The sequence below is a fragment of the Agarivorans litoreus genome, from assembly GCF_019649015.1.
In the GTDB taxonomy this organism is placed as follows: Bacteria; Pseudomonadota; Gammaproteobacteria; order Enterobacterales; family Celerinatantimonadaceae; genus Agarivorans; species Agarivorans litoreus.
In genome coordinates this window covers 1,161,920-1,173,962 of sequence record NZ_BLPI01000001.1, presented here as the reverse complement: position 1 = coordinate 1,173,962, position 12,043 = coordinate 1,161,920, and the positions used below count along the sequence as shown (strand labels likewise).

Sequence of the window (12,043 nt, the reverse complement as noted above, 5' to 3'; positions counted from 1 at the left end):
GTGTTAGGAGAGTTACGTGCCATTGTTGAACAGGTAAGCAATGCCGATACTCTCGACAGCGCTTTGACGATTTTAGTTGAGAAAATTCGTTTAACGATGAATACCGACTGTTGTTCGGTTTATGTGATGGACTCGCAGCAACAGAATCTTGTTCTGCGAGCCACCCACGGCCTTGCCAGTGAGGCGGTGGGTAAAGCAATGATGCCTTTGGGAGAAGGGGTTGTTGGTCAAGTTGCTGTTCGCGAAGAGCCCATTAATTTAGCTGATGCGCGTTTAAACCCTCATTTTAAATATCTACCCGAAACCGCAGAAGACGGTTTCTTTTCATTTCTCGGAACGCCAATTACTCACCAACGAAAGGTGTTGGGAGTATTAGTGGTACAACAGTCCGAAACCCGCAGTTTTGATCAAAGTGAAGAGTCATTTTTAGTCACACTGGCTGCGCATTTAGCTGGGGTATTAGCCAATACCGATTTTCAAACGGTGCTACAAGAACCTACTAAGCATAAGTGGACTGAAGCGATTAAAGCGGGTTCTAGCTCTAGTGGAATAGCCATTGCCAAGGCTTGGATAAATCGCTCTACCGGTGCCTTAGAGCAGCAAGTTGTAGAAAAAACTGAGGACAGCGAACATCAATTACAGCGCTTCGATGTTGCCTTAGAAATTACTCGTGAAGAGTTCCATAGTTTAGCGATTAAGCTGTCTGAACAGTTGCCCAAAGATGTTGCCTCTATCTTCGATGTTTATCAACACATGTTGGCTGATGCAAGTTTAGCTGGCGATATTCGTCGCAAGATTAGTGAGGGTTATCAGGCTGAAGGTGCGCTGCGTTTAGTGATAGAGCATTACGTGCAGCAGTTTGAAGAAATGAACGACCCCTACTTAAAAGAGCGGGCGGTGGATGTAAAAGATGTCGGTTTACGTTTGCTGCATGCCTTAGAATTAGGCCCTAGTGCTGAAATCATTCCTAGTGAGCCGGTGATAGTGGTTGCTGAGGAAGTTACTGCCACTATGTTTGCAAAAATCCCGCGTAAGTTTTTGGCTGGGGTTATTTCTCAGCGGGGGGCCGCAAACTCACATGCAGCCATTTTGGCACGTGCCATGGGCATTCCAGCCTTAATGGGCTTAAGTTTTAACGTTAATAAGTTACGCGGCTGCGAGCTTATTTTAGATGGTTACTCCGGCGAACTATTTGTTGAGCCAGACAAAATAGTTCGTGATGAGTACATTGCTTTATTGGCGCAAGAGAGTGAGCTAAATAGTTTAGTTCAGCAAGATTTAGATAAACCCGCCGTTAGTATCAACGGTGAAAACGTCGAGATGTTGATTAATGCTGGCCTTAGTGCCGACAGCGACATTGCAATTAATGCGGGTGCCGATGGCGTGGGTTTGTATCGTACCGAAGTGCCGTTTCTGATGCAGGACCGTTTTCCCTCTGAAGACGAACAATATACGCGTTACCGCGACATTTTAAACAGCTATCGTGGTAAAGAAGTGTGTATGCGCACCCTTGATGTGGGTGGCGATAAACAGCTTCCTTATTTCCCCATAGTGGAAGAGAACCCATTTTTAGGTTGGCGTGGTATTCGCTTAACTCTGGATCATCCCGAGATATTTTTGGTGCAGGCAAGGGCGATGTATCGCTCGGCTATCGAGTGTGGCAATTTATGCATTATGTTGCCGATGATCAGTTGCCTTAATGAGGTAGATGAAGCCTCGCGCTTGCTCGAGCAAGCTTGGGCGGAAGTGGTTGATGAATTAGATTTAACCGAACCACCAGAGCGGCCTAAACATGGGGTGATGTTAGAAGTGCCCTCGGTATTATTTTTGTTGCCAGAATTAGCCCAGCGAGTAGATTTTTGGTCGGTGGGCAGCAACGACTTAACCCAGTACTTGTTAGCCGTAGACCGAAACAATACCCGCGTTGCGGAGTTGTTTGATACTTTTCACCCGTCTGTTGTGCGCGCATTAAATCAAATTATTGAACAAGCTAATCTGCACAATACTCCCGTTAGTTTTTGTGGCGAGTTAGCGGGCGAGCCGGTGGGGGCCTTGTTGGTATTAGCCTTAGGTTACCGTCGTTTAAGTATGTCTAGTTTTAACTTAGCTAAAATTAAGTACATTATACGCCATGTGAACCTGAGTGAATTAGCGGCTTTGCGTGAGCAGATCCTACAAAGTCAAAGTGGTTCAGCGATATACAGCTTGTTGTATGAATATTTGCAGCAACAGAACTTGTCGCAGTTGGTTCGTGTTAGTAAACATTAATCAATTTGCCATGAGTCAGAGCTTGTTTCATGGCTGATTTAACTGCAAAATGCCCATTCTTTTTATTCCCTAAATAGAGCAAATTATCGTGTCTACACCTTTGCAATTTCCTGAAATTGATCCGATTGCGATTAGCATCGGTCCATTGGACGTACGTTGGTACGGTTTAATGTATTTGTTTGGCTTTTTATTTGCGATGTGGTTGGGTAACCGTATGGCCGATAAGCCTGGCAGCGGTTGGACACGAGCCGAAGTGAGTGATTTGCTGTTTTATGGATTTGTAGGGGTCATCATTGGTGGCCGAATTGGTTATGTGTTGTTTTATCAGTTCCCACAGTTTTTAGATGACCCCTTATATTTATTTAAAATTTGGACCGGCGGAATGTCGTTCCATGGCGGCTTGTTAGGTGTAATTGCGGCGATGATATGGTTTGCACGCCGAACCAAACGCCATTTTTTCACCGTAGCCGATTTCATTGCGCCACTCATTCCATTTGGTTTAGCCACGGGACGCTTAGGTAATTTTATGAATGGCGAGCTGTGGGGGCGCGCAACCGACATGCCTTGGGGAATGGTGTTCCCAACAGGTGGCCTAGTAGCAAGACACCCTTCACAGCTTTATGAGTTTGCTCTAGAAGGCGTACTGTTGCTGGTTATATTGTTGGTTTATGCCAAGCGTAAGCCGCCAATGGGGGCTATCTCTGGTGCCTTTTTGTTAGGCTACGGTAGTTTCCGCTTTATTATTGAATTTTTCCGAGAGCCCGACAGCCACTTAGGCTTGTTAAGTTTAGGTATGAGCATGGGACAGATTCTGTCTTTGCCTATGATTATATTTGGCGTTCTATTTATTCGCTGGGCTTATCGACGCAACACCAAAGAGAGTAACGCATGAAACAGTATTTAGACCTATGCCAACGCATTGTTGATGAAGGCACTTGGATTGAAAATGAACGCACCGGTAAGCGTTGTTTAACCATTATTAATGCTGATCTTGAATATGATGTTGCCAACAATGAATTCCCTCTAGTTACAACACGAAAAAGCTATTGGAAAGCCGCTATTGCCGAGTTACTGGGTTACATTCGTGGCCTAGATAATGCGGCTGATTTTAAAGCGCTAGGCACGCCTACGTGGTTGGCTAATGCAAATGAGAACGAAGCGTGGTTAAACAACCCGGCACGTAAAGGCGACAACGACATGGGTCGGGTATACGGCGTGCAGGGGCGTTCTTGGCGTAAGCCAGAAGGCGGGTCGGTTGATCAGCTGAAGAAGATTGTAGATGACCTATCAAAAGGTATTGATGATCGCGGAGAAATTTTGTCGTTCTATAACCCGGGTGAGTTTCACTTAGGCTGTTTACGACCATGTATGCATACTCATACTTTTTCTTTATTGGGCGATACGCTTTACCTTACTTCGTCACAGCGCTCGTGTGATGTACCGCTGGGGCAAAATTTTAACCAAATTCAAGTGTTCACGTTTTTGGCCTTGATGGCGCAAATAACCGGCCACAAACCGGGTAAGGCTTACCACAAAATTGTTAATGCCCACATCTATGAAGATCAGTTGGAATTGATGAGAGATGTTCAGCTTAAGCGCGAACCGTTTGCCGCCCCTAAGTTACATATCAATCCAAAGATTAAGTCTTTAGAAGACTTAGAAACCTGGGTGACCTTAGACGACTTTGAAGTAACTGATTACCAATATCACGACCCTATCGCTTACCCATTCTCGGTATAGCTATTCAATTAACCCTGCTAGAAAGTGTGATTTCTAGCAGGGTTAAATATTTGACCCTTCTGTTAATCGATGGTTAAACCATTGCTTTTCTAGTGTATCATCGGTTTTCCCGATGATAAGTTCAGCTACAAGTGAATATGTTTTGTTCACACTCTCAGTAAAATGACTTTTTATTTTTCTCAGTGAGCTGTTATGAAATCATTTCTTGAACGTTTTTTAAGAATGGAAGCTGCTGGCGGTATCTTGCTAATGCTTGCCGCTGTGGTGGCACTGTTTATGGCAAACAGTGCGTGGTTGTCTCCTGCATATTTCGCGTTTCTTGATACGCCGTTTCAAGTTCGTATCGCGGAACTAGATATTAATAAACCATTATTGCTGTGGATTAACGACGGCTTGATGGCCATCTTTTTCTTAGTGATTGGCTTAGAAGTAAAGCGCGAGATGGTAGAAGGCGCGTTGTCTTCTAAAGAGCGAGCGTTATTGCCGGTAGTTGCCGCTATTGGTGGCATGGTTGTGCCTGCTGCTGTTTACCTATTATTTAACATCGGTGATGGAGAGCTCGCCAAAGGTTGGGCTATTCCTGCTGCTACTGATATTGCATTTGCACTAGGCGTTATGGCCTTACTAGGCAAACGTGTTCCAGCTAGTTTAAAGGTGTTCTTACTGGCTCTTGCTATTGCTGATGACCTAGGCGTAATTGTTGTTATTGCGCTGTTCTATACCAGTGAAGTTGCGATTATGCCGTTGGTGTGGGCGGTTGCGGCTACCATTGGTTTATGGATGCTAAATCGTCGAGGCCACGCTGGCTTAAGTGCATATATGTTACTTGGCTTAGTGCTTTGGGTAGCGGTACTTAAATCTGGCGTTCATGCTACTTTGGCCGGCGTAATTGTAGGATTCATGATCCCTATTAAAGCTAAGCTAGGTGGGTCACCACTTAAGAAGTTGGAGCATGCTTTACACCCTGCTTCTAGCTTTATCATTGTGCCAATTTTTGCTTTTGCCAATGCTGGTGTTCCGTTAGACGGCATTAGCTTCGAGAGCTTCCAAAGCCCATTAGCTTTAGGTGTTATCCTTGGTTTATTGGTGGGAAAACCATTAGGTATTTACACTTGCAGCCGTTTAGCTATACGTGCTGGCTGGGCTAAGTTACCTGAAGGATCTAATAACACGCAATTATTAGCAACCTCCATGTTGTGTGGTATTGGTTTCACTATGTCTATTTTCATCTCGTCGTTAGCTTTTGCGGGGCAAACGGATTTGATAGGCTTGTCGCGATTAGCTATATTGGCGGGGTCGGTAACTGCAGCCCTTATTGGCTATGGTTTACTTCATTGGTCTACCCGTGAAGAGGCGGCAAAAATTGCTGAGCAAGAGCAAGGCAAAACCAATACATTGAGTACGTCTTCGGTTTAACCATTAAGTGAAGGCTGTACCCTGTTTAAGCAAACCCCGTAAAGGGGTTTGCTATTAGGTAAGGCATGTCACACTTAAACTACAACCACCTTTACTACTTCTGGATGACCTACAAGCGCGGTTCTGTAACCGCTGCAGCAGAAGCATTATTCCTTACTCCGCAAACTGTGACAGGCCAAATTAAGCAATTAGAGCAGCGTTTAGCTGGAGAATTGTTTATTCGCCGTGGCCCAAAAATTACTCCTACCGAATTAGGCCAATTGGTCTACAAATATGCTGACCGCATGTTTAGCCTTAGCTACGAAATGCTAGATATTGTGAATTACTCTCAGCAAGAAAAACTGCTGTTTGAGGTTGGGGTAGCCGATGCTTTATCAAAGCGTTTAGCGAGCCGTATTTTGTTGTCAGCTGTGCCACCCGACGGCAATATTCGCTTACGTTGTGTTGAGTCAACGCATGAACTGTTGTTATCTCAATTGGCCGAACATAAGCTCGATATGATTTTATCCGATTGTGGTTTAGATAATGCACAGCAAGATGGCGTATTAAGTAAAAAGCTAGGCGAGAGTGGCATAGCTTTTTTTGCCAATGAGCCAATGTCGTTGCTGCCCTTTCCTGCATGTTTAGAGCAGCGCAGCTTACTATTACCAGGACGACGCAGCTCCTTAGGGCGGAAGTTATGGACTTGGTTTGATGAGCTGGGGCTAAAAGTATCGGTACTTGGGGAGTTTGATGACGCTGCCTTAATGAAAGCGTTTGGCGCATATACCGATGGTATTTTTGTTGCGCCAGCCATTTATACCGAAGAAATCTTGGCTAACCCTAATACTCGCCTGCTTGGGGTTACTCACGACTTATGCGAAGAATACCATGTATTATTTGCTGAGCGAATGATTCAACACCCCTCTGTTAAACAGCTCTGTAACAGCGATTTTTCTCCTTTGTTTTCTGGAGAGCAACAGCTGCAAAATGTTGATGCTATTTTAAATTTCAATTCAAAATAAGCACTAAGGCTAAGCAGTGAGATTCATAATATTTAACTATTTAGTGTGGATTTTATGTTTATTTGCAGATTAGCTTTCTTGTTGTGATTTATATCAAAAAAAACGGTTTGACCACGCATTTAGTTTGAACTGACGCATGTTTACCGCTCTGGTTGCTTAATTATTCATCGGGTTAGCGCTACGCTATCTCTCATAGATTACAGAATATCATTCTGAGCTAAAGCAAATATCAAAAATTATCTTTAAGTTCAGCATGTAAACAATAATAAGGGTTAGCAAGTACTAACCTAATAAATGTTTCTGGTAACTCTTTGTCGCGGTAGCAAAAATAAGCCTCCTTTCATCGAGCTGTTGTACAGAAGCCTCGTTAAACCAGATCATCTCAACTGTGTTTGGCGAGTGATGCTATTTAGCATCTGAGCGCAGAAACAAACGGTAGTAGGGCAATATAAATACGGTTAACACTAAACTTCCCATGTTTGGCTTCTGCATTTTTATCAGCGAGTAAAGCGTATTAGTGGCTTGAGAGCTACGAGTGCGGGAAAGGAAGCAATCATGAAAAAGGTGTTCGCCTTAAGTATGGTGGCTGCGTCGATCTCTGCGCAAGCGGAAATTGCAGCAACTCATATTTACCATAATCACATGCCAAACTTTTGGCCTTACTACGACGTAAGCAAATACGAAGGTCTAGCAGTAGGTGACCCAATTCGTTATACCTACGACGGCCAAGTTATTAACCTTAAGAATAACCCTCCAGCAAATTACACATTCTATATTCCTGGCAGCGGTGCGCCGATGCCGCATGATGACTTGGTATCTTATTATCAGCATCATGCCAAAAAAGGCGCTTACTTAAGCTGGCCAATGGATACGGCTAGAAACAACAATGGTAATCATCCACAAAGCCAAACGCATGTCACCATGTCGGCATCGGTTATTAACAACGTGCAGAGTTTCGGCGAGTTAGGTAATTTGGATGGTTACAATTTAGGGTGGGGCGCTTATTGGCGCGATACCCAAAACGGTACAAAAACCAGCGGTGGTTTTAACGCTTTAGACACGATTCACTTCTCTGGTCACCATACTATGGGGCCATTGGTGGGTAATGACTATTTCTTAAAAGATTTGATTTATCAAAATGTTACTTTGGCACAAGATTACTTCTTAGGTGACTCATTTAAGTCATCGAAAGGTTTCTTCCCAACAGAGCTTGGTTTTTCAGAGCGGATTATTCCAGTACTTACCAAGTTAGGTATTGAATGGTCGGTACTTGGGAACGTGCACTATTCACGTACTTTGCGTGACTACCCTTACTTGAATGATCCCGGCAAAGATACTTTGATTTCTCCACCTAACCGCGCAGATTTACAAAATGTTAGCGACATAGGTGCCTGGACCGAGTTACATATGTTCAATGAGCAACAGGTGACTTACAACAAGTTCCCGTTTGCTTCGATTCCTCACTGGGTTCAATACGTTGACCCAGAAACCGGTGAGCAGCACAAAGTTGCCGGTATTCCTGTTGAGCAAGCTAGCTCTTGGGAAGAAGGTTACCAAGGCTCAATTACTGCTGACGTACTAAAAGCTTTTGAAGGCGACGCTGCATCTTTAGGCCGTACCCAGTATTTCACCATTGCGCATGATGGTGATAACTCGTCAGGTCGAGCGGGCGATGGTGGCACTTGGGCTAACTCGGGCAATGTTACTTATGCCGATAGTTCGGTGCGTGGTATGGGCGTGGACGAGTACCTAAAAGCTTATCCAATTCCAGAAGACGACATTGTGCACGTACAAGATGGGTCATGGATTGATACACGTGATTCATCGGCCGATCCTACGTGGTACCACTGGCATATTCCAATGGGTGTTTGGCGTGGTCAGATGGCAGACTTTAACACGGTAAATGGCACCGATTTTGTGGCTACACGTGAGCACATGGTATCGCTTGAGTTAGGCTATCACTACCTAGAGCGTAACTTTGCTTTATTGCAAGCTGCCGAGAACTATGCAAAAACCGCTGAGCAGATTTGGTTAGACAACAACCCTAATTACTGGAGCCCAACTACCGCGCGTGATAACGAGGTAACTTACCCGGGTAACCAGCTTAATCCGTGGATGATGTCTTTCCCGGTTAAGGGTGATGCGAACAACAACTATGCTGGCGGTGCAAACCCTGCAGAGTTAGGTTGGTACTTCCTAATGGCCTCAATCGATTCTGGTTTTGGTTATTACGATGAAAACGTTGATGACGGGGTTAAACCTACTATTTCGTTTAACCAATCTTTGCACTTTACCACGCCTTATGTTGAAGCGAATAAAGCCCAAGATAAAACGGGTCCTTCAGTTTGGTGGCCACAGCGTTACCCATACAACCCTGGTAGTGCTAACTCAAGTAAAGCGGAAGGTTGGGCTACGGTATATGCCGATACTAAGTTTGCGATTTATACCTACGGTTATGACGTAAGCGGTATTCAAGATATTAAGGTTAAAGTACGTGTTCACAAGGACAAGTGGGCAACCGCTACCGATAAAACCTTTAAGCTCTATGACCCAAGCGCGCATGCTAGCGATCCTGATGTCGATCCTTCACGGGTTGGCGAATGGCAAACCTTTAGCATGACTGAGCGTGACTTAAACGGTGATATGAATGGTGTAGATTGGCAGCCATCTGGCAAAGAAATGTTCGAAGTCGTGCCTGCTGAAAAAATCGGCAATATGTACTTCACCTACATTGACCAATACCAAGAGCAGCTGTTGGATTACTATATTGAAGCAACTGATAGTAAAGGCAACGTAACTCGTTCTGAGATTCAACAAGTTTACGTAGGCGCTGGTCAGTTTAGTAGCGTTGGCGGTAAAACCGTTGAAGACGTGAACGGCGCAATTGCTGGCGAAGCGATGTTCTTTACCGACAATGTTGTAGTAGGCGATAAGCGACCAACGGCACATATTAATGCCGCAGGTGGCGAAGTAGAACTGGGCACTGTAGTAACTTTGAGTGCTGCTGGCTCAACTGACGAAGAAGGCCCAATCGCGAGCTATTTATGGAGCACTGGTGAAACCAGCCCGTCGATTACGGTTACTTTGAACGAACGTACCACTATATCGGTAACGGTTACTGACAGTGTTGGTCAGCAAGATTCTACCAGCGTGACTTACCGAATCATCGGTCAATCTGTTACTAGTACCTTGTATTACCAAGATACAAATGGTTGGGGACAAGTATGCTTACATTATTCCGTTGATGGAACAGTGACTTGGACCACAGCACCAGGCGAGCCAATGCAAAGCTTGGGCGACAACTGGTATAGCTTAACCGTTGATTTAGAAGACGGTAACCAGCTGGAGTTTGTGACGAACAACTGTAGTGGTGCTTGGGATAATAATGGCGGTCAAAACTATCAAATTGATGAGGGTAGTTGGAATGTAAGCAGCGGTGCAATTGCTGCAGGTATTCCAGACGGTTTAGACGGAAACAGCGCACCCGTTGCCGCGATTAGCCCAGGAAGCCAGTCTGTGGCTAAAGGGTCACAAGTTGTGCTAAGCGGTGCCGGTTCAAGTGATTCTGATGGCTCTATTGCTAGTTACAGCTGGAGCACTGGTGAATCGAGTGAGTCAATCAGCGTTACTGTGAATGAGACTCAAACGATTAGCCTAACAGTCACCGATAACCAAGGGAAAACCGCAACTACTTCGGTAACTCTAACGGTTATTCCAAATAAAGCGCCAGTTGCAAACATCTCTCCAGCTACTCAAACGGTAGCTGCCGGAACAACAGTAAGCTTAGATGGTTCAGGCTCTAGTGATGAAGATGGTTCTATTGTTAGCTACCTATGGAGTACCGGTGAAACAACCAGCTCTATCTCTGTAGTTGTAGATGCCAGCCAAACTATTAGCTTAACCGTTACCGACAACGAAGGTGCGACTGCAACAGCAGAAGCCGTGCTAAGTGTTGAAAGTGATGAAAAAGCGAAGAACTTCAATCAGCTTTACTTCCGTGGTACTGCCAATGGTTGGGCGACAACTTCCATGGACTTAGTGGCTGATCATACTTGGCAAGTTGAGGTTGATTTTGATGGTCAAGCAGAGCAACGCTTTAAGTTAGATGTTAATGGTGATTGGACCCAGAACTACGGTGATACCAATAGTGATGGTGTGCTAGAGCAAACCGGTGGGGATATCTTCACTGATGTGGTGGGATCTTATTTGATAGAAGTGAATGATCAAACTTTGGCTTATAGCATTACCGAACTTAACGCTAACCAAGCTCCTACTGCAATTATTGGTGCATCGGCAACTCAAGTAGATGTAGGCCAAAGCATCACTTATAGTGCAGCGGGCTCAAGTGATAGTGATGGCGTTATTGCCAGTTACCTATGGAGCAATGGTGATACGAGTGAAACTACAACGGTTACCTACAATACTGCGGGGTCACACAGTATTAGCTTAACCGTGACTGACGATGGCGGTAAAACTGCACAAGCGTCGGTAGTGGTTGAGGTGATTGATCCAAATGCTAACTTTACAAGTAATTTTGAGCAGTTGTATTTCCGCGGCACTGCTAACGCTTGGCAGACCTCGGTGATGTCATTAGTGGCAAACAATACTTGGCAAGTTAGTGTGGACTTTGATGGTCAGGATAATCAGCGTTTTAAGTTTGATCTAAACGGTGATTGGTCTACTAACTATGGTGACAACGATAATGATGGCATTTTGGAGCAAACCGGTGGTGACATTTTCACTGGTATTGTTGGAAGCTACATTGTTGAAGTGAATGATGCCACGATGCAATATCGGATTATTGCTCAGTAAGGTAGTGGTTCAGTGACGTTAAAGCCGCTTAATTGCGGCTTTTTTATGTTTGGCTCCAAAACCTTGTACTCAGCTTTAACCTAGCGAGCTATAGCCATTTCACGTATAGTTTGGCTTAAGTAAGTTAGTAGGTAGAAAGATGAACATTCAAGACATGCAAAAAAATGCTGAACCTGCATTAAAATTGTTAAAGGCGCTAGCAAACGAAAGCCGCTTAATGATTTTATGCCACTTAGTGGAAGGTGAGTTAACGGTAGGAGAACTAAACCAACGGGTCACTTTAAGTCAGTCTGCGTTATCTCAGCATTTAGCATGGTTACGGAAAGATCAGCTTGTGAGCACGCGTAAGGAGTCTCAAACCATTTACTACTCAATCGCTAGTGAAGAGGCTAAAGCCGTGCTAGGGAAGCTACATGAGCTTTACTGTAAGTAATTAGCACTAAATAGCAGACATAAAAAAACCGGCTTAGGCCGGTTTTTTTCATCAAGCGCTTTAAATTAAAGTGCGTTGATTTTTGCAACAATGCGGCTCTTATGACGAGCTGCTTTATTTTTGCTGATCAAACCTTTAGACGCGTAACGGTCTAAGATAGGTTGAGCTGCTTGGTATGCTGCTGTAGCTGCTTCTTTATCGCCTGCTTCGATAGCTGCAATAACTTTTTTCAAATTAGTGCGCATCATAGAGCGACGGCTAGCGTTATGTTGACGACGCTTTTCAGCTTGGATAGCGCGTTTTTTAGCTGACTTAATATTAGCCAAGTGTAACTCCTGAACTTTGTCTTGGAATTATGAATTTAAAGGCC

8 protein-coding genes are annotated in these 12,043 nt (G+C 44.4%); 7 read left to right on the top strand and 1 reads right to left on the bottom strand.

The window, feature by feature from the left end; genetic code table 11:
* From ptsP to K5L93_RS05400, 7 genes are all read left to right on the top strand, one after another.
* Window positions 1–2,268, top strand: a complete 2,268-nt coding sequence (ptsP, locus tag K5L93_RS05430; protein WP_220718806.1) for a phosphoenolpyruvate--protein phosphotransferase — start codon at window positions 1–3, stop codon at window positions 2,266–2,268.
* 85 nt (window positions 2,269–2,353) lie between these two features.
* On the top strand, window positions 2,354–3,160 hold the full coding sequence (gene lgt, locus K5L93_RS05425) for a prolipoprotein diacylglyceryl transferase (protein ID WP_220721453.1): 807 nt from the start codon (window positions 2,354–2,356) through the stop codon (window positions 3,158–3,160).
* Window positions 3,157–4,008, top strand: coding sequence for a thymidylate synthase (locus K5L93_RS05420; protein WP_220718805.1), 852 nt, complete (start codon window positions 3,157–3,159; stop codon window positions 4,006–4,008). The genes lgt and K5L93_RS05420 overlap by 4 nt, the downstream gene beginning before the upstream one ends.
* Before the next feature lie 192 nt (window positions 4,009–4,200).
* Window positions 4,201–5,424: a Na+/H+ antiporter NhaA gene (nhaA, locus tag K5L93_RS05415; RefSeq protein ID WP_220718804.1), complete on the top strand. Its 1,224-nt coding sequence runs from the start codon at window positions 4,201–4,203 to the stop codon at window positions 5,422–5,424.
* A 65-nt stretch (window positions 5,425–5,489) separates the two neighbouring features.
* Window positions 5,490–6,428 (top strand): transcriptional activator NhaR, encoded by a 939-nt coding sequence (gene nhaR, locus K5L93_RS05410; protein ID WP_220718803.1) that lies wholly within the window; start codon window positions 5,490–5,492, stop codon window positions 6,426–6,428.
* A 555-nt stretch (window positions 6,429–6,983) separates the two neighbouring features.
* A complete protein-coding gene (locus K5L93_RS05405; RefSeq protein WP_220718802.1) occupies window positions 6,984–11,240 on the top strand; it encodes a PKD domain-containing protein in 4,257 nt (1,418 codons plus the stop codon).
* Window positions 11,241–11,379: 139 nt separating this feature from the next.
* Window positions 11,380–11,673, top strand: coding sequence for an ArsR/SmtB family transcription factor (locus tag K5L93_RS05400; RefSeq protein WP_016401314.1), 294 nt, complete (start codon window positions 11,380–11,382; stop codon window positions 11,671–11,673).
* Window positions 11,674–11,738: 65 nt separating this feature from the next.
* Here the strand turns inward: K5L93_RS05400 and rpsT are convergent, their stop codons facing one another.
* Window positions 11,739–11,999 (bottom strand): 30S ribosomal protein S20, encoded by a 261-nt coding sequence (rpsT, locus tag K5L93_RS05395; RefSeq protein WP_152784499.1) that lies wholly within the window; start codon window positions 11,997–11,999, stop codon window positions 11,739–11,741.
* Window positions 12,000–12,043: the final 44 nt, after the last annotated feature.

What these genes read in the sequence shown, in the direction of transcription:
- K5L93_RS05400 (WP_016401314.1), top strand. Translation starts at nt 11,380, where the DNA reads ATGAACATTCAAGACATGCAAAAAAATGCTGAACCTGCATTAAAATTG.
- nhaR (WP_220718803.1), top strand. Translation starts at nt 5,490, where the DNA reads ATGTCACACTTAAACTACAACCACCTTTACTACTTCTGGATGACCTAC.
- K5L93_RS05405 (WP_220718802.1), top strand. Translation starts at nt 6,984, where the DNA reads ATGAAAAAGGTGTTCGCCTTAAGTATGGTGGCTGCGTCGATCTCTGCG.
- nhaA (WP_220718804.1), top strand. Translation starts at nt 4,201, where the DNA reads ATGAAATCATTTCTTGAACGTTTTTTAAGAATGGAAGCTGCTGGCGGT.
- K5L93_RS05420 (WP_220718805.1), top strand. Translation starts at nt 3,157, where the DNA reads ATGAAACAGTATTTAGACCTATGCCAACGCATTGTTGATGAAGGCACT.